Genomic DNA, 18,238 nt, shown 5'->3' with positions numbered 1-18,238 from the left:
ACGTTTCATGGGGAAGGGGACGCGGGGTGGGAGTCAGGCTTGGTGGGGCGGCAGGGCCGGCAACGGGTCACTTGTTCAAACATTAGCCGCGGCGGAGGCAAGGGCCGCTCACGGTTGGAAGATGAAGGTCGACATGTTGGCGTCGGGGAAAGTCACCGGCACGACGGTGGCGCCGTAGCGCAGCTGCGTGCCCTCGCCGCCGACGCTGCGGATGACGGCGCGCGTGAGCTTGCCGGCGTGCCAGGCGAGGTCGACTTCGTAGCCGCCGCGGGCGCGGAGGCCGGTGACGCTGCCGTCGGGCCAGGCGGAGGGCAGGGCGGGCAGCACGACGATCTCGTCGGGCGTGCTCTGGAGGAGCATCTCCGCGATCGCGGCGGTGCCGCCGAAGTTGCCGTCGATCTGGAACGGCGGGTGGGCGTCGAAGAGGTTGGCGTAGGTGCCGCCGCTCCACTGCTTCTTCGCGGTGTCGGCGTTGGCCGGCTTGAGCGCGTTGCGCAGCAGATTGAAGGCGCGGTCGCCGTCGCCGAGGCGGGCCCACATGCCCATCTTGTAGGCGAGGCTCCAGCCGGTGCTGCCATCGCCGCGGACGTCGAGCGTCCGGCGCGCGCCGGCGGCAAGGTCGGGCGTGCCGTGCGGCGTGATCTCGTTGCCCGGATAAAGGCCCCAGAGATGGGCGACGTGCCGGTGCTGCGGGTCGGCTTCGGGGTATTCCTGCTGCCACTCCAGGACGCGGCCGTCGGCGCCGAGGCGAGTCGGCGCGAGGCGGGCGCGCTTGGCTTTCAGCTCGGCGCGCAGGTCGGCGTCGGTGCCCAGGATCTCGGAGGCGCGGATGCAGGCGTCGAAGAGGTAGCGCAGCAGCTGCATGTCGGCGGTCGGCCCGAGGCAGACGTGCGCCGGCTTGCCGTCGAGGAGAAAGGCGTTCTCGGGCGAGTTCGAGGGCGCGGTGAGGAGGTGGCCGGATTTCGGGTCCTCGATGAGCATGTCGAGGTAGAAGAGCGCCGAACCCTTCAGCGTCGGCCAGGCGCGGGCGAGAAAGTCCCGGTCGCCGGTGAAGAGGTAGTGGTCCCAGAGGTGCTGGCAAAGCCAGGCCGAGCACGAGACGGTGGAGCCCCAGCTGGCGGATTCGCCGGGCGAAGTGAAGCCCCACGGGTTGTTGAGCAAAAAGGCGACCCAGCCGCGCGCGCCGTAGTAGGCCTGGGCGGTCTTGGTGCCGGGCGCGACGAGCGAGTCGATGAGGGCGAACAGCGGCGCGTGCAGCTCGGAGAGATTGGTGCTCTCGGCCGGCCAGTAGTTCATCTGGACGTTGATGTTCGAGTGCCAGTCGCCGTTCCAGGGCGTTTGGATCGTGTCCGCCCAGATGCCCTGCAGGTTGGCCGGCAGGCCGTCGGGGCGCGAGGAGGAGATGAGCAGGTAGCGGCCGAAGTTGAAGTAGAGCGCGGCCAGACCGGGATCGGCGGCGCCGGCGAAGAACGCCTGCAGGCGCTCGGGCGTCGGGCGGGCGGCCGCGGCGGCGTCGGGCGCGCCCAGCGTGAGCGCGACGCGGTTGAAGAGACCCTGGTAATGCGCCACGTGCGCCCGGCGCAGGGCGGCGAAATCGGATCGCAGCGCGCTCGCGAGATCGGCCTCGGCGGTGGCGCGCGGATCCGCGACGTCGCGGCCGGCGAAGCTGCGGCGCCGGATGTCGGTCGCGGCGGTGACGTAGAGCACCGCCGCATCGGCGTCGCGGACGCGCAGCGTGGTGCCGTCGACGCTGACCGTGCCGCCGGTCGCGCGGACCTCGAGGCGCGCGGCGTAGCGGACACCGGTGGTGCCGCCGTAGCCGTCGTTGAGCTGGCCGTGCATTGCCAGGCCGGTGCTGCCGGCGGCCTCGCATGCGGCGCGCTCGGCGCGGGCGAGCGTGGCGTCGAAGGACACCTTGCCCGGCTGATCGGCGCTGAGACGGAGGACGAACGCCTCCGCCGGCTGGCTGACGAAGCCCTCGCGCGTGAAGTGCACGCCGTCCTGCTCGTAGGTCACGCGGGCAACGGCCTCGGCGAGGTCGAGCGTGCGGCGGTAGCCGGAGACCGGCGAGGTTGCATGGGGAAAACTCAGGCGCAGGTCGCCGAGCGTCTGGTAGGAGCCGTAGGGGACGTTCGCGCCGGCGCCGAAGCCCGAGCCCTTGCCGGCGCAGGTGAAGTTGGCGTTCACGAGGGCCTCGGCCTCGTGGTTCTTGCCGGCGAGGAGCAGGCGGCGGATTTCCGGAAGGGCACGGTGGGCGTCAGGGCGGTCGGCCTCCTGCGGCGAGCCGGACCACAGGCCGGACTCGTTGAGAACGATGCGTTCCTCGGCGACGCCGCCGTAGAGCGCGGCGCCGAGCCGGCCGTTGCCGAGCGGCGAGGACTCGAAGAGGTGTGCGCCGGGGGCAGCGAGCACGACAAAGCGCGACTCGTCGCGCGGCTGGGCGAGCGCGAGGAGGGCGGCGGCGGCGGACGCGGCAAGGGACAGGAGAAGCTTCATGGTTGCGGGGCGCGGAGATCGCGCGAGGTGGCGAGGGCGATGACGCGCCCCTCGTTGCCGACGGCGCAGTAGAAATGGTAGACGACGCCGTCGTGCTTCAGCACCCACGGCTTGTGGGCGAACTGCCGGTCGAACGGCTCGCTCGGGGCGACGAGGTGCGGGCCGTCCCACTTGGTCCAGTGCACGAGGTCGTAGGAGCAGGCGAAGGTGTCGAAGGCGCCCGGTTTCCAGAAGGCGCCGAAATAGAACATCACCCAGACGTCGCCGAGGCGCGTGAGCTGCGGGTCGCCGCTGATGGCCCACGGCGCGGCGCCGATGTTGGCGACGACGGGGCCGTGGCCGTAGCGGCGCCAGACGCGCAGGTCGTCGGACACGGCGAGGCCGATCGCCTCGACGCCGTAGGGCGCGGACTTGCCGTTGTAGAACATCACGAACGGCGCGCCGAGCGTGCGCGCGTCGTCGCGGATGACGGCGCTCTTGTAGAGGGTGACGTGCTCGAAGTCGCGCGCGTCGCGCTGGTCGGGCGAGAGCACGGGATTTTCCGGCAGGCGCGTCCACTCGCGCACGGCGGTGGGATCGTCGGTGTGGGCGAGGCCGACCGCGAGCGGGTCGGGCTCGTAGCCGTGCTGCGACCCGCCGAGGTAGGAGAACCAGTAGCGGCCCTCGTGGCGCGCGAGCTCGTGCGCGCCGTCCCAGCGCGTGTCGTAGAGCGCGAGGCCGCCGTCGCCCTGCCAGGCGTCCCAGCCCTCGCGGCGGAACGGAAGCACGACGCCGAGTTTTTCCCAGTGCAGCAGGTCGTCGCTGCGGGCGAGGCAGGTCTGGTAGCCGACCCGGTCCCGGTTCGACACGTAGACCATGAACCAGCGGCCGCCGTGGCGGAAGACGTTGGGGCAGTCGACGAGCTCGCCGGCCTCGCCGCGCAGCACGACGCCGTATTTGAACGGCGTCTTCACCTCGTCGTAGACGCGCTGCATGGTCTCGGCCCCGACGAGCTTGGGTTTGCCGGTGGGGAAGGGAATGACGTCGGGCCGCTCGGCCGCGGTCAGCGTCGCGACGGAGCCGAGGAGCAGGGCGAACCAGCGGCGCAGCGGCATGGTCCGGTCAGGCGCGCTCGAGCGCGACGGAGTTGGTGAGGGCGCCGATCCGCTCGATCTCGATCGTGACGCTGTCGCCGGGCCGCAGCCAGCGCGGCTCGGGCTTGGCGGCCATGCCGACGCCCTGCGGCGTGCCGGTGAGGATCACGGTGCCGGGGACGAGCGTGGTGGAGCCGCTGAGGTATTCGATCAGCGCCGGCACGTCGAAGATCATGTCCGCGGTGTTCGAGTCCTGCACCTGCTGGCCGTTCAGCGTGGTCGAGATGCGGAGGGCGTTCGGATTCGGGATCTCGTCGGCGGTGACGAGGCGCGGTCCGAGCGGCGCGAAGGTGTCGAAGAACTTGCCCCGGCACCACTGGCCGCCGCCGAGCTTGATCTGATGGTCGCGCGCGGAGACGTCGTTGGCGCAGGTGTAGCCGAGCACGTAGTCGAGCGCGCGGGCGCGGCTGACGTTCTTGCAGGGCCGGCCGATGACGACGGCCAGCTCGCACTCGTAGTCGACCTCGGTGCTGGCGAGGTGGGTCGGGATCTCGATCGCGTCGCCGGGATGCGCGAGCGTGTTGATGCCCTTGACGAAGAGGATGGGCCGCTCGGGGATCTTGGCGCCGGTCTCGGCGGCGTGCTGGCGGTAGTTGAGGCCGACACAGAGGATCTGCGTCGGCACGACCGGGGCGAGGAGCTTGGCGATGGCGGCGCGCTCGCCGGTGACGCGCGGCGTGGCGTAGATGTCGCCGTCGAGGCGGAGCGCGGAGCCGTCGGGTTGCTCGGCGCCGAAATGCGCGCGGCCCTGGGAGTCGAGGTAGCGGATGATCTTCATGAGATTATTTCCCCGCGCTCCATCCGCCGTCGATCATCAGGCAGCTGCCGGTGACCATCGCGGCTTCGTCGCTGGCGAGGTAGAGCGCGGCGGCGGCGATCTCCTCGGGGCGCGCCATGCGGCCGGTGAGCTGGGTGGCGGACATGTCGCGGTAGGCCTGGGCGGGATCGGGATACTCGGCGATGCGGGCCTTGACGAAGGGCGTCTCGACGCGGCCCGGGCAGATGGCGTTGAAGCGCACGCCGGTGTGCGAGTGGTCGAGGGCGAGCGCCTTGGTCAGGCCGACGACGGCGTGCTTCGTGACCGTGTAGGCGAGGCGGTCGCGCACGGCGACGACGCCGCCGATCGAGGCGAGGTTGACGACGCTGCCGCGGCCGCGCGTGAGCATGGCGGGGACGAAGGCCTTGCAGAGATTGAAGGGGCCGCGAACGTTCACGGCGTGGAGGCGGTCGAGGTCGGCCGCGGCGGTGCCGAGGAGATTGCCGACGTGGCCGATGCCGGCGTTGTTGACCAGGATGTCGATCGGGCCGAGGCGCGCGGCCAGCGCGATGGCGTCGGCCTCGCTCGCGACGTCGAGGGCGGCGAACTCGGCCGTGCCGCCCGCGGTGCGGATCGCGGCCACGGTGGCTTCGCCCGCGGGCGCGTCGCGGTCGACGACGATCACGCGCGCACCGGCGCGCGCGAGGGTTTGGGCGATGGCCTGGCCGATGCCGGAGCCGGCGCCGGTGACGAGGGCGGTCTTCGAGGTGAGGTTAAACACGGTAGAGGCGTTCTGCATTGCGGTGAAAAAGCCGGGCGCGCTGCTCGGGCGTGGCCCGCGCGGTGAGCGCGTGCGTGGCCTCGACCCAGCGGGCGAGCGGGGCGGAAAGCGTGCAGACGGGCCAGTCGCCGCCCCAGACGAGGCGGTCCCAGCCGAAGCACGCGACGGCGTGGTCGAAATACGGCTGCAGGTCCGCCGGCGTCCACGTGGCCGCGTCGGCGTAGGCGACGAGGCCGCTGATCTTGCAGGCGACGTTGGGCAGCTCGGCGAGGCGCGCGAGGCCCGTGCGCCACGGCTCGTCCATGCGGGCCTTCACGTCGGGCACGCCGACGTGGTCGACGATGAAGGTGACCTGCGGACAGCGCTCGACGAGGGTGCGGACGTTGGCCAGCTGGCGCGGCAGGGCGCAGAGGTCGAAAGTCAGGCCGAAGTCCGGCAGCAGGCGCAGGTTTTCGGCGAACCGCGGCTCGAGGCACAGGTCGTCGCGGACCACGTGCAGCACGCGGCGGAAGCCGCGGAGCTTCGGGAGCGACGCCAGCGCCTCGAGGTGGGCGCGGAAGCCGTCGCTCTCGGGCCGGCCGCTGGCGACGATGCCGGCGATCAGCGGATTGGCGTCGGCGAGGCGCTGGACATGCTGCGCCTCGGCGAGTGGGTGCGGATCGTCGACGTCGCACTCCATGAAGACCGTCTTGGTGATGCCGGTGCCGGCCGCGGCGGCGCGATAGTCGTCGAGCGAGAAGCTGCGGTTGAGCGGCGGCACGCCCGCGCACCAGGAATAGGGGAACTGGCGCAGGTCCCAGAGGTGCTGGTGGGTGTCGACGAGGTGCATGGCTCAGGCGGCGGCGGGCAGGGCGGCGAGGTAGTTTCCGTAGCTGATAAGGCCGACGGCGCCGAGGAGCAACGCGATCGCCACTGAAACGATCAGTTTTGTGACAGGCCGGCAGGCGCGCCACTCGCCGATCGCCACGCCGAAGCCGCAGCTGAGCAGGATCAGAATGATCATGTGGATGGCCCAGCTGGAGAACTTGAAGTCGCCCATGCGCACGTGGCCCAGGCCGTAGAAGAAGAACTGGAGATACCAGAGCAGGCCGGTGAGCAGGGAGAGCGCGTAGTTGCGGACGAGGCTGGCGGGGCCGGCGGAGACGAACTCGCCGCCCGACCGGTCGCGCACGATGAGATAAAGGCAGTAGAACAGCGTGGTCGTGAACGCGCCGGTGTTGGAGAAAAGGTAGATGACGTTGCCCTGGAAATTGCCGGCGCCGTGCCGCGCGGCGACATCGGCGATGGGCTGGCCGGCGGCGAGCGAGAAGCTGAACACCGCGGAGAGCACGCCGGCGAGGAGCACGATGGGGAGGCCGAGTCGCGGGTTGAACTCGGAGACGGCGCCCTCGGTCCGGATCTCGCGCTCCTTGCGGAAGCCGGCCAGGCCGGTGACGAGCATCGCGCCGCCGCCGAGGAGGACGCCGATGATCACATAGACGCCGGCCGTGCTCGCCAGCGTGGCGCCGAGCGTGCCGGCCAGGACGGGCGGCAGCAAGGTGCCGAGCACGCAGGAGACGCCGATGGCGATCGCATAGGTGAGCGAGAAGCCGATGTGGCGGATGGCGACGCCGAAGGCGATGCCGCCGACGCCGTAGCAGACGCCGAGCAGATACGATTTCATCATCGCCGCGCCTGGCGCCTCGCGGAGGACGGCGCCGAGTTCCGGGATGGTGAACCAGGCGAAGATCCACGGCAGGACGAGCCAGCAGCCCGCGGCCTGCGCCAGCCAGTAGGTCTGCCAGCGCCAGTGCTTGACGTAGCGTTGGGGCGCGTAGCAGAGCGCGGCGGCAGCGGCGCCGACGGTGTGAAGGAGCGTGCCCAGCAGCGGGGCGGCTTCGGGGTTCATGCGTGGGGTAGTGGGGGTGGTGAGGGACTAGAGGTGGAACTCGGTCTGGATGGCGCGCGTGTGCTGGCCCACGCGCGGCGCGCCGCAGGGCGACTTGTAGACCTGGCCGTCGATGCGAATCGGGCAGCGCGTCGTGGCGAGCGTCGGACCGTCGTCGCGCGTGACCTGTTGCACGAAATCGAGCGCCCGGAACGCGTCGGTCTGCCAGAGACGGTTCCAGTCCAGCACCTCCGCGCACCAGTAGTCGGCGGGCTCGAGGCGGTCGAGCCAGTGGCGCGTCGGCTGCGTCTTCAAGTGGTCGGCGAGGAGCCGCTTGATCTCGTCGCGGCGGGTGAACCACGTCTGCGGATCGGCGAACTGCGCCAGCGCGGCGAGGCCGAGGAGTTCGCCGAGCTTCGGGATCGAACCCATCGCGAGGGCGAGATGGCCGTCCGCAGTCGCGTAGATGCCGTAGGGCGCGCCGAGGTAGGCGTTGGCGTTGTTGATCGCGCTGCGCTCGGGGCGCTTGCCGCCGTCGTTGAGGAAGGTCGTGGTGAGCTCGAACTGCAGGTCGAGGATCGACTCGAGCAGGCTGACCTCGACCAGCGCGCCGGCGCCGGTGACGCCGCGGCGCACGAGCGCGGCGAGGATGCCCTGCACGAGGTGGGCGCTGGCGGTGAGATCGGCGATGGAGAGGCCGAAGGCCATCGGCGGCTGGTCGGCGTTGCCGTTGAGCCAGGTGAGGCCGGAGACGGACTGGGCGAGGAGGTCCTGGCCGGGCTTCTCGCGCCACGGGCCGTCGCCATAGCCGGTGACGACGCCGTAGACGAGGCGCGGATTGAGCGCGCGGCAGGCGTCGTAGCCGAGCCCGATGCGCTCCATCACGCCGGGACGGAAATTCTGGATCATCACGTCGGCGCGGACGATGAGCTGCTTCACCGCGGCGAGATCGGCGGGATTCTTCAGGTCGGCGGCGAAGCTCTGCTTGTTGCGGTTGATCGAGTGGAAGAGCGTGCTGTCGCCATCGAGCGAGAGATTCGAAATGTAGAGCTGGCGGCAGATGTCGCCGCCGCCGGGGCGCTCGATCTTGATCACGCGCGCGCCGAGGTCGGCGAGCCGGGTGGCGGCCCAGGGCGCGGCGAGGAACTGGGCGAAATCGAGGACGAGCAGGCCTTCGAGCGGTTTCATGCGGGGATCGCGGTGGCGGTGGCGAGCGTATCGCGGTAGAGGGCGTCGAGGCGGTCGATCGCGGCGGCGGGCGCGGTGGCGCCGCGCAGCGCCTCGTGGACGAGAAGCGACGCCTCCTCCTGGAAGCGCATGTAGCCGGGAAAGCGCGGACGCACGAACGCGCGGTCGAGCACGGGCAGGGTGCGCGCGAAGTAGTCGCCGGTCTCGCGGTTGTTGGCCGCGTCGAGCCACGCCAGGCGATGGCCGGGCTGGCCGCCGCTCTGCGTGTAGAGCGTGCGCTGGATGGCGCCGGAGGCGACGAACTCCGCGTAGGCGAGCGCGGCGGCGCGCTGGCGCGAGAAGGCGGACACGGCGAGTCCCGCGCCGCCGAGCGTCGTGCGCAGCGGTGCGCCGTCGAGGGTCGGCGGTTCGCCGAAGGCGAGCCGGTGCGCGGCGAAGCCGGCGCGGGCGTAGTTCGAGTAGCCGTAGGCGAGGGGACAGTAGGCGAGCCGCGTGTTCTCGGCCGAGGCGACGAGTTCGTGCGAGGCGATGGGATTACGGTTCCACGCCTCGGCGTCGCCGAGCGCAAGGAGTTCGCGCAGGCGCTCCAGGGCAGCGAGCGCGGCGTCCTTGGGGGCCACGACCTGCGTCGAGGCGAAGGGCTCCGCGCCGGCCGCCAGGCAGAACGTGTAGAAATTCATCAGGCAGTTGATCGGCGCCGCCGGCACCTCGACGTGGCCGCGGCGGGCGAGGGCGAGGAGCTCGTCCCACGTGCGCGGCGGCGCAACGCCGAGACGGGCGAGCAGGTCCGCGCGCCAGAACGCGACCGGCGTCGCCGCGTCGATCGCGAGCGCCCACTGGTGGCCCCGGTAGTGATAGCTGGCGTGCGAGCCGCCGACCGTGTGCGCCGCCTGGTCGCCGAGGAACGCGGCGGAGAGGTGCGCGTCGAGCGGCAGGATGGCGTTGCGCGCCGAGACCCGGGGGATGCACGGGTGGTCGAGCACGATCAGGTCGTAGTCGGTCGCGAGTTTCTCGACGGGAAAGTCCTCGAAGGCTTTGAGCGAGCGCTGCTCCCAGTGGATGGTGATTTCCGGGTGCAGCTCGTGGAAGCGCGCGGCGGTCGCGGCCATCGGCGCGTAGCCGCGCGGGTGATTCCAGGTCATGCCCCGGAGCGAGATCGGTGCGGTCATCAGGAAGAGGGGATCGGAGTCGCGCCGCTCGCGCTGGACGCGTAGGCGGCCTCGACGACCGCCATGGTGCGGAAGGCGTCGTCGACGCGCGTGGGCAGCTCGGTCGTCGCGCCGGCGGCGTAGCGTTGCAGGGAATCCATGGTGCCGATGAACGCGTGCGGGAACCAGGTCCCGTCGACGGGAATCTCGCGCCATTCGCCGGCGGGCTGTCCGGGCTCCTTGAGGCAGAGTTCGAGCGCGTCGCGGCCGCCCTGCGGGTAGTTGAGCAGCACGCCGAGCTGGGCGCGGATGACGCCGCGCGTGCCCTCCCACTTCACGTAGCTTTCCTGGTGGCGCGGGCCGTAGTCGTGCGCGTGGTTTGTCGTGATGGTGGCGCGGAGCAGGTCGCCGTAGTCGAGGGCCATCGTCGTCCGCGTCGCGGCGAGGTGGGGCGTCGCGGGATGGCGCACGGTCTTGGCGTGGACGCCCCGCGGTTCGCCGAGGAACGAGCGGATCAGGTCCACGTAGTGGATGCTGTGGTAGAGGATCTCGAGCCGCGGCGAGTTGGCGAGAAACGACCAGAGGTGCCACGGCATGTGCACGGTGACGCGCACCTCCAGGTCGTGCACCTCGCCGATCGTGCCGGCGGCGATCAACCGGCGGGCGGCGACGATGGCGGGAGCGAAGCGGAGCTGAAAGTTCACCGCCGCCCGCAGCCGCTTCTCGCGGCAGAGGTGGAGCAGGGCGCGGGCCTGGCCGAGGTCCGCGCCGAAGGGTTTCTGGATGAGCACCGCGGCGCCGTCCGGCAGTTCGCGCAGGACCGGCTCGATGGCGGTCGCGGGCACGGCGACATCGAACACCATGCCGGGCTCCGCCGCCTGCACCGCGGCCGCGAGCGAGGGGAAGGGGTGCGGGAGGCCGAAGTCCGCCGCCAGCTGCGCGGCCTTGGCGGCGTCGAGGTCGAAGACGCCGGCGACGGGAAAGCCCGCGAGGCGATACGCGGGCAGGTGGGCGTCGCGCACGATGCCGCCGGCACCGACAAGCTGAATGGGGAAGGGGTAAGTCAGCATGAAAAACGGGTCCGCGAGTGGCCGAGCCATTTTTTATTTGCAAAACGAGATTTTATTAGCAAACACAGCGCAAGTCCAAAATGCCGAAGACCCCAAGCTACCCCGTGCCGGCACTGGAGAAAGGCCTCGACATCCTCGAGACGCTCGCGGCTGCCGCCGTGCCCCAGTCGCTCGCGGAGCTCGCCACGAGCCTCGACCGCAGCAGCAGCGAACTCTTCCGCATGCTGAACTGCCTCGAGCAGCGCGGCTACATCACGCGCGAGCCGGTCTCCGGGAAATATTCGCTCACGCTGAAGCTCTTCAGCCTCGCCCACGCGCACTCGGTGACCGAGAAGCTGCTCCGTGCGGCCAACGTGCCGATGCAGGAGCTGACCGAGAAGGTGCGCGAGTCGGTGCATTTGAGCGTGCTCGAGGGTGACCGCCTGCTCGTCGTGGCGCAGCAGGAAAGTCCGGAGCGCGTGCGGCTTTCGATCGAGATCGGCGGGCAGTTCGATCCGGTGGAGACGGCCTCGGGCCGCCTCCTGCTGGCGCACGTGGACGACGAGCGCCGCGAGCAGGCCTGCGCCGGCTCGCCGGCGTGGAAGGCCCTGTCGGCGCGGGCGCGCGCGGCCCTGCTTGAATCGCTGGCGGAGATCCGCCGCACCGGCCTGTCCTTCGCCGAGAGCGAGACGATCGAGGGCGTGCGCGACGTGGCCGTGCTGGTGGGCAATCCCGCCAGCGGCGTCGTGGCGGCGCTGGCGATCACGCGCCTCCTGCGCCGCGGCCAGCGCGGCGACGAGGCGGCGCTGGTGGCGGCGATGCGCGGCGCGGCGCGGGAGATCACCGAGTCGCTCGGCTGGGAGGGCACGAAATGAAGTCGCAGTTCTTCGAGGATTATGTCGTCGGCACGGTGCGCACCTCCACCGGGCGCACGATCACGGATGCCGACATCGTGCTGCACGCCGGGCAGACGGGCGATTTCTACCCGCACCACCTGGACGCCGAGTGGTGCAAGACGCAGGACTTCAAGCAGCGCATCGCGCACGGCACGCTGGTCTTCAGCGTCGCGGTCGGCCAGACCGCGGGCGAGATCAACCCCGAGGCCTTCTCCTACGGCTACGATCGCGTGCGCTTCATCCGCCCGGTCTTCATCGGCGACACGCTCACCTCGCGTTGCACGGTCAAGGACCGGCGCGACGACCCGAAGCGCCCGGCCTTCGGCGTCGTGGTCGAGCTGGTCGAGTCGCTCAACCAGCGCGGCGAGACCGTCCTGGCGGCCGAACACCTCCTGCTGGTCAAACGTCGTCCCTCTCCACCCCTTTGACGTCCCCTGAACCCGGACGTCTTTCCCAAAACCCAAACATCCACTGCTCACGCGCGCCCAGCCCCCCCAACGGCGCGCGGGAGATCTACCCAATGCAATCGAAACTGAAACTGCTCCCGGGGGCGGGGCTCTGTGCGCTCCTCTCCCTCGGTTCCCTCCCCGCGACCGCGCAAACGGTCGCTGCGCCGGCCCAGCCGGACCAGAAGAAGAAGGAGGACACCGTCGTCCTCCAGGAATTTGTCGTCACCGGCCAGCGCGCGTCGCTCGCCTCGGCGGCCGAGATCAAGCGCGGCAAGCTCGAGATCGTCGACTCGATCGTCGCCAGCGACATCAACAAGCTCCCCGACTACAACGTCACCGATGCCCTGCAGCGCATCACGGGCGTGCAGATCCTGCGCGACCGCGGCGAGGGCGCCGGCATCACCATCCGCGGCCTCTCGCAGATGGAGCACACGCTGAACGGCCGTGAGATCTTCACCGCCGGCCTGTCGTCCACCGGCGGCGCCAGCCGCCAGATCGACTTCGCCGACGTGCCGGCGGAAATGGTCGCGGGCCTCAACGTCTACAAGACTTCCTCCGCCAACCACATCGAGGGCGGCATCGGCGGCATGGTCGAGATGGTCACGCGCCGGCCCTTCGACTTCGGCCCCGGCCTCTCGGGCGCGCTCTCCGCGCGCTTCGTCAACGGCGACCTCGCCAAGAGCACCAAGCCGCAATACTCCGCGCTCATCTCCGACCGCGTGAAGTTCACCGACGGCTCCGAGCTCGGCGCGCTGGTCAACATCACCTACCAGAAGCGCGCCTGGCGCGAGGACCAGAAGGGCACCGGCAGCCCGGTCGCCCGCACCGACATCGTCACCGGCCAGACCGTCACCGCGCAGAACTCCACCTCGGAAAACACCGTCTTCGGCACGCGCGAGCGCTGGGGCGCCACCGGCGTCGTCCAGTATCGCCCGAGCAAGGCCCTCGAGGTCTACGGCGAGTTCAACTACACCAAGTTCAACACGCTGCAGGACACCCACCAGATCAACGTCACGGGCAGCAACTTCACCTTCGTGCCCGGCAGCGCCGTCCTCTATCCCGGCACGAGCGACCTGAAGTCGATCACCTGGAACGCCCCGACCGTCTCCGTCCTCGCGTTCGCGCGCGACACCCATGACTGGACCAAGCAGTTCGCCGCCGGCGCGAAGTGGAAGGGCGAGAACCTCTCCGTCAACGCCGACGTCAGCTACACCAAGAGCTACAACGACCTGTTCTTCTCCGGTCCGTTCTTCGCCACCAAGGCCTCCGCCATGGCCGGCGCGACGTTCACCCAGGACTTCTCCACCGAGGTGCCGAGCTCGTCCACCACCGGCGTCGATCTCACCAATCCCGCCAACTACGAATACACCGGCATCGCCTACCGCTACCGTCCGTTCTACGGCGACCTCACCGCCGCCCACGTCGACGGCACCTACAAGACGAACTCGTCGATCTTCCACACGCTGCTCTTCGGCGTGCGCGATGCCGTCCGCAACGCCACCAACAAGCCCGGCCTGATCTTCGCCGACTACAGCTTCCCGGCCGCTTCGCGTCCGGCCGCGACCCAATACGCCAGCCAGACCATGTCGATGCCCTTCGGCTTCTTCCCCTACACGGGCACGCCGAGCATCCGCAACTACATGAGCGGCGTCCTCGACGGCGCGCGCGACGTCGTGTCCTACCGCAACCTCTTCGGCATCACCTCCGCCATCCCGACCTCCGCCTCGCCGCTCACGCTCTGGAACATCAAGGAGCGCACCGACGCCGCCTACGCCATGAGCAACTTCAAGGCCGGCACGCTCCCGCTCGAGGGCAACGTCGGCGTGCGCTTCGTCCGCACCAACGAGAAGGTCAGCGGCTACCAGGGCACCACCGCCGCCAACGCCGTGCCGATCAACATCAACACGACCTACAACAGCCTGCTGCCGAGCCTCAACACCCGCTACACGCTCGCCGACGACACCTTCCTGAAGTTCTCCGCCTCGAAGACGCTCACGCGCCCGGACTTCGGCAGCCTCTCGCCGTCGATCACGCTCGTGCCCAATCCGATCAACCCCGCCCTCAACCAGGGCTCCGCCGGCAACCCGAACCTCGATCCGATCAAGTCGACCAACTACGACCTCGCGCTCGAGAAATACTTCAAGCCGGGCACCTACGCCTACGTCACCGTCTTCTACAAGGAGGTGAAGGGCTTCATCGTGAACTCCGCCGCCACCGAGACGTGGGACGGCCAGGACTACCTCATCACCCGCCCGCGCAACGCGAATCCCGCCAAGATCAAGGGCTTCGAGGTCGGCACGTCCTACTTCTTCGACTTCCTGCCCGATCCGTTCAAGGGCCTCGGCGTCCAGGCGAACTACACCTACGTCGACTCCGAGACGCCGAACGCCACGCTCAACAGCAACACGCCGCTCCCGAACCTCTCCAAGAACTCCTACAACGTCATCGCGATGTATGAGAACAAGAAGGTCTCGGCGCGCATCGCCTACAACTGGCGCGACAAGTTCCTCAGCGGCCAGGCCAACATCGCCAACGTCGGCCGCATTCCGTTCTACACGAAGGCCTATGGCTGGATGGACGCGTCGCTGAGCTACAACTTCACCGACAAGCTCACCGTCTCGCTCGAGGGCACCAACCTCCTGCGCACGAAGCGCGAGTCCTACTACGGCCGCACCACGCTGCCGCAGAACGTCTACATCAACGACCGCCAGGTCAGCGCCGCCGTGACCTACCGGTTCTGAGCCGTTGCCCGTTTCCCGAGTTTTAGTTCGGGGGAACTAAAAGGCCCCGGATTCTGGCGAGGCGACTCGCCGGGGTCCGGGGTCCGCTTTGGGCGGTCCCGGCCGCCGCGAGCGGACCGGGCACCGACTCCTGAAAATAAAACCGGCGCGCCACCCCCGCGGCGCGCCGGAATCCTCCCGCCACCGCCAGCTTAGCGCAGAACCCCCCGGTCCACCATTGGTGCGATGATCTTTCGCCTACAGAAAATGCCAAGGCCCTCAGGCGTCCTCGCCCGGACGGCGGGCCGTCCGCCGCGCCGGCTGGCGCAGTTGCTCCCGCCAGTGCTGCGGCGCGATGCCGTAGGCCTGCTTGAACGCCGCCGAGAGATGGAAGGCGGAACTGAAGCCGAGCCGGGTCGCGATGTCCTCCAGCGTGGCGTCGCCCGCGGCGAGCAGGCGGCGCGCGCGGGACAGGCGCAGCTGCACGACGTAGTTCCAGGGCGAGAATCCCGTCTGCGCCTTGAACTCGCGGCGGAAATGCGAGTAGGCCACGCCGAGCTCCCTGGCCAGCGCTTCGACGTTCACCGCCTCGGTGTGGTGCTCCGCGAAGTAGCGCTCCGCCTCGAGCACCGCCCGCACCATGCGGGCGCGCGCCGGGGCCGTCTCGCCCGCTCGCGCCCAGACGGCGAGGATGCCGAGCGCGAGGGCGGACATCTCCGGATCGAAGCCCGGCCCGGCGCGCCGGGCGTGCTGGTGCAGCGCATCCAGCGCCGCGTCGAGCCCGGCGGCGAGCGCCCCGGGACGCAGGCCGCTGGCGGCGGCGAGCACGCCGGACTTCCGCAGCGTGTCGACCACCGGGCCGCGCAGCTCCACCCAGCTCTCGGACCAGCCGGTCTTCGCGTCCGGCCGGTAGCGGTGCCACATCCCGGGCAGGAGGAGCACCGCCGTGCCGGCCTCGAGCTCGCGCCGGCCGAGCTCGTGCGACTCGAACGTGCCGCGGCCGGCGGTGATGAGCACGATCTGCAGCGCGTCGAGCACTCGGCCGTGCGACCAGTCGAAGTGGTGATCCGCCGGATGCTGCTGCGGCGGGTAGGGCGTGCCGGGCGGCACCAGCGCCACGCCGCAGGCCGCCACGCCGAGGCCCCAGCGCGCCACGTCGGGGTGGTCGGTGAAGTAGCGGAAGTAGTCGGGCGGGGGCTTGGGCATTTCCTAAATGCCAAAGATCAGCCCGACTATTCCGCGGCGCAAGCCTTTGCCATACAGTAAGTGCACCCACGATTGCGCGCTCGTCACCCCGGCCGTTTCGGCAACAATCCGCCCGCGTCTATGCTGCTCCCCAAGTCCTTCCGGTTCCGCCGCGCCGCGGCGCTCTTCTTCCTGCTGGTCGCCGTCGCCGCCGGAGCGCGCGAACGCTACCTCTGGGATGCGAAATGGAAGTTCCAGCTCGGCGACGTCCCCGGCGCCGCCGACGCCGACTTCAGCGATGCGACCTGGCGCGGACTCGATCTGCCGCACGACTGGAGCATCGAGCGCCCGGTCGCCGCGGACGCGGCCTCGGCCGGCCACGGCGGCTTCTTCGCGAACGGCATCGGCTGGTATCGGAAGACCTTCCGCGCCTCCAAGTCGTGGCAGGGCCGGCTCGTCACCCTCGAGTTCGAGGGCGCCTACATGAACGCCGAGGTCTTCGTCAACGGCGTCTCCGTGGGACGGCACGCCTACGGCTTCACGCCGTTCTCGGTCGCGGTGCAGAATCACCTGAAGCTCGGCGCGGAGAACGTCGTCGCGGTGCGGATCGACCACTCCGCCCAGCCGACCGCGCGCTTCTACACCGGCTCCGGCCTCTACCGCCACGTCTGGCTGCACGTCACCGCGCCGGTGCGGGTGGCGCCCGAGGGTGTTTTCGTGACGACGCGCGCCCTGGCCGCGGGGGAGGCGACGGTCGAGATCGAGACCACGCTCGCCAACGCGCTCGACACCGCCCGCGCCGTGACGGCGGAGATCGCGCTCTACGACGCCACGGGCCGGCGCGTGGCGGCGACGAAGACCGCGGCCCGGGCCGAGGCCGGCGCCGAGTCGCGCTTCACCACGACGCTGAAGGTCCCGCAGCCGCAGCCGTGGTCGCCGGCGAGCCCCGCGCTCTACCGCGCCACCGTCCGCCTCACCGACGGCAAGGAACTGCTCGACGAGTATTCGGCGCCCTTCGGCATCCGCACGCTGCGCTGGTCGGCCGAGCGGGGCCTCGAGCTGAACGGCGCGCCGATCAAGCTCAACGGGGGCAATGTCCACCACGACACCGGCATCCTCGGCGCCGCCGCCGTTCGATCGCCGAGGAGCGCAAGGTCGAGCTCCTGCGCGCCGAGGGTTTCAACGCCGTCCGCACCGCGCACAACCCGCCGTCGCCCGCCTTCCTCGACGCCTGCGACCGCCTCGGCGTGCTGGTGATAGACGAGATCTTCGACGGCTGGGCTAAAGGGAAGACCAAGCACGACTACAGCACGCTCTTCGCGGAGGAGTGGTCGCGCGACGTCGACGCCTGGGTGCGGCGCGACCGCCACCACCCGTCGGTCGTCATCTGGAGCATCGGCAACGAGATGTTCGAGCGCACCACCGCCGAGGGCCAGCGCATCGCCCGCGAACTGGCCGCGCGCGTCCGCGCGCTGGACCCGACGCGACCGGTGTCCGCCGGCGTCAACGGCGCGGGCAAGAACGGTCACTGGGAGCAGCTCGACCCGCTCTTCGCCGCGCTCGACCTCGCGGGCTACAATTACGAGCTCGCCGCCCAGCACGCGGCCGACCACGCGCGCCTGCCGCAGCGCGTCATCCTCGCCGCCGAGTCCTATCAATCCGAGATCTTCGCCAACTGGGCCATCGTGCAGGCGCAGCCCTACGTCGTCGGCGACTTCGTCTGGAGCGCGCTCGACTACCTCGGCGAGGCCGGCATCGGCCGTGTCTTCCCGCCCAGCGAGCCGGCGGTGAAGCACTGGGAGGGCAGCATGTGGCCGTGGCACGGCGCCGCCTGCGGCGACATCGACCTGATCGGCTGGCGCAAACCCATCTCGCACTACCGCGCCATCGTCTGGGATCGCGGGGAAAAGCTCTACGCCGCCGTCGTCGCGCCGACGCCCGACGGCCGGCCCTGGAACGTCACGCCGTGGTCGCTCCCTCCCACGCTGCCGAGCTGGACCTGGCCGGGCCACGAGGGCAAGCCGCTGAGCGTCGAGGTCTACTCGCGCCACGACGCGGTGCGGCTCGAGCTCAACGGCCGTTCCCTGGGCGAACAGCCGACGGATCGCGCCCACGAGTTCCGCGCGCAGTTCACCGTGCCCTATGCGCCCGGCGAACTCGTCGCGGTCGGCCTGAGCGGCGGCCGCGAGGTCGAGCGCTTCCCGCTGCGCACCGCCGGCCGGCCGGTGGAACTGCGGGTGACCGCCGACCGCGCGCGCCTGCGTCCCGACGCGCAGGATCTCGTCTACCTCAGCATCGAGGCGCTGGACGCCAACGGCACCTGGGTGCCGACGGCGTCGGCCCCGGTCACCGTCGAGGTTTCCGGCGCCGCCACGCTGCTCGCGCTGGGCAACGCCGACCTCACGTCGATGGAGCCCTACACCGGCCCGACGCGTTCGCTCCACCAGGGCCGCGCCCTCGCCGTGCTGCGCTCGCGCGACATCGGAGGCGAGATCACCGTGCGCGTCTCCGCCCCGGAATTGAAGACCGTCACCCTGAAACTGCGCTCCACCGTCCGCTGATCCCCTTC

General features: G+C 70.3%; 15 protein-coding genes. 5 read left to right on the top strand and 10 right to left on the bottom strand.

The annotated features are described in order from the left end of the window. Positions 1-108: 108 nt before the first annotated feature. From ACMYLB_RS12905 to ACMYLB_RS12865, 9 genes are read right to left on the bottom strand one after another with little or no spacing between them, the layout of a single operon-like run. Positions 109-2,496: a glycosyl hydrolase family 95 catalytic domain-containing protein gene (locus ACMYLB_RS12905; protein WP_415907408.1), complete on the bottom strand. Its 2,388-nt coding sequence runs from the start codon at positions 2,494-2,496 to the stop codon at positions 109-111. Next, on the bottom strand, positions 2,493-3,590 hold the full coding sequence (locus ACMYLB_RS12900; protein ID WP_415907407.1) for a glycosylase: 1,098 nt from the start codon (positions 3,588-3,590) through the stop codon (positions 2,493-2,495). Before ACMYLB_RS12900 ends, ACMYLB_RS12905 begins: the two co-directional genes overlap by 4 nt. A 7-nt stretch (positions 3,591-3,597) precedes the next feature. Next, positions 3,598-4,407 carry a fumarylacetoacetate hydrolase family protein gene (locus ACMYLB_RS12895; RefSeq protein WP_415907406.1) on the bottom strand — a complete coding sequence of 270 codons (810 nt, stop codon included), beginning with the start codon at positions 4,405-4,407 and terminating at the stop codon, positions 3,598-3,600. 4 nt (positions 4,408-4,411) lie between these two features. Then, positions 4,412-5,185, bottom strand: coding sequence for an SDR family NAD(P)-dependent oxidoreductase (locus ACMYLB_RS12890; RefSeq protein WP_415907405.1), 774 nt, complete (start codon positions 5,183-5,185; stop codon positions 4,412-4,414). Continuing rightward, positions 5,160-5,996 carry an amidohydrolase family protein gene (locus tag ACMYLB_RS12885; RefSeq protein WP_415907404.1) on the bottom strand — a complete coding sequence of 279 codons (837 nt, stop codon included), beginning with the start codon at positions 5,994-5,996 and terminating at the stop codon, positions 5,160-5,162. Before ACMYLB_RS12885 ends, ACMYLB_RS12890 begins: the two co-directional genes overlap by 26 nt. A 3-nt stretch (positions 5,997-5,999) precedes the next feature. Then, entirely contained in the window at positions 6,000-7,055 is a 1,056-nt protein-coding gene (locus tag ACMYLB_RS12880) for an L-rhamnose/proton symporter RhaT (RefSeq protein WP_415907403.1), read from the bottom strand. Between the two features lie 27 nt (positions 7,056-7,082). Further along, on the bottom strand, positions 7,083-8,222 hold the full coding sequence (locus ACMYLB_RS12875; RefSeq protein ID WP_415907402.1) for a CaiB/BaiF CoA transferase family protein: 1,140 nt from the start codon (positions 8,220-8,222) through the stop codon (positions 7,083-7,085). Next, positions 8,219-9,391: an extracellular solute-binding protein gene (locus tag ACMYLB_RS12870; RefSeq protein WP_415907401.1), complete on the bottom strand. Its 1,173-nt coding sequence runs from the start codon at positions 9,389-9,391 to the stop codon at positions 8,219-8,221. The genes ACMYLB_RS12875 and ACMYLB_RS12870 overlap by 4 nt, the downstream gene beginning before the upstream one ends. After that, on the bottom strand, positions 9,391-10,440 hold the full coding sequence (locus ACMYLB_RS12865) for a Gfo/Idh/MocA family protein (RefSeq protein ID WP_415907400.1): 1,050 nt from the start codon (positions 10,438-10,440) through the stop codon (positions 9,391-9,393). Before ACMYLB_RS12865 ends, ACMYLB_RS12870 begins: the two co-directional genes overlap by 1 nt. 80 nt (positions 10,441-10,520) lie before the next feature. Here ACMYLB_RS12865 and ACMYLB_RS12860 point away from each other — a divergent pair, with 80 nt between their 5' ends. The 3 genes from ACMYLB_RS12860 to ACMYLB_RS12850 all read left to right on the top strand — a co-directional run bounded on the left by ACMYLB_RS12860 (position 10,521) and on the right by ACMYLB_RS12850 (position 14,505). After that, positions 10,521-11,294, top strand: coding sequence for an IclR family transcriptional regulator (locus ACMYLB_RS12860; protein WP_415907399.1), 774 nt, complete (start codon positions 10,521-10,523; stop codon positions 11,292-11,294). Next, positions 11,291-11,743, top strand: a complete 453-nt coding sequence (locus tag ACMYLB_RS12855) for a MaoC family dehydratase (RefSeq protein ID WP_415907398.1) — start codon at positions 11,291-11,293, stop codon at positions 11,741-11,743. Before ACMYLB_RS12860 ends, ACMYLB_RS12855 begins: the two co-directional genes overlap by 4 nt. A gap of 92 nt (positions 11,744-11,835) precedes the next feature. After that, positions 11,836-14,505, top strand: a complete 2,670-nt coding sequence (locus ACMYLB_RS12850; RefSeq protein ID WP_415907397.1) for a TonB-dependent receptor — start codon at positions 11,836-11,838, stop codon at positions 14,503-14,505. Positions 14,506-14,763: 258 nt separating this feature from the next. On the opposite strand, the gene ACMYLB_RS12845 is transcribed toward ACMYLB_RS12850, so the two are convergent. After that, the gene (locus ACMYLB_RS12845; RefSeq protein WP_415907396.1) at positions 14,764-15,690 is read right to left on the bottom strand and encodes a helix-turn-helix domain-containing protein; all 927 of its coding nucleotides are present in this window, start codon (positions 15,688-15,690) and stop codon (positions 14,764-14,766) included. Between the two features lie 120 nt (positions 15,691-15,810). Between ACMYLB_RS12845 and ACMYLB_RS12840 the strand changes: the two genes are divergently transcribed. Then, on the top strand, positions 15,811-16,926 hold the full coding sequence (locus ACMYLB_RS12840; RefSeq protein ID WP_415907395.1) for a glycoside hydrolase family 2 protein: 1,116 nt from the start codon (positions 15,811-15,813) through the stop codon (positions 16,924-16,926). Then, entirely contained in the window at positions 16,833-18,230 is a 1,398-nt protein-coding gene (locus ACMYLB_RS12835; protein ID WP_415911074.1) for a glycoside hydrolase family 2 TIM barrel-domain containing protein, read from the top strand. Before ACMYLB_RS12840 ends, ACMYLB_RS12835 begins: the two co-directional genes overlap by 94 nt. Positions 18,231-18,238 lie beyond the last annotated feature (8 nt).

The organism is Oleiharenicola sp. Vm1, assembly GCF_047777955.1.
GTDB lineage: Bacteria > Verrucomicrobiota > Verrucomicrobiia > Opitutales > Opitutaceae > Didemnitutus.
The sequence above is the reverse complement of the archived record's forward strand: the minus strand, read 5'-3'. Positions and strand labels throughout refer to the sequence as shown.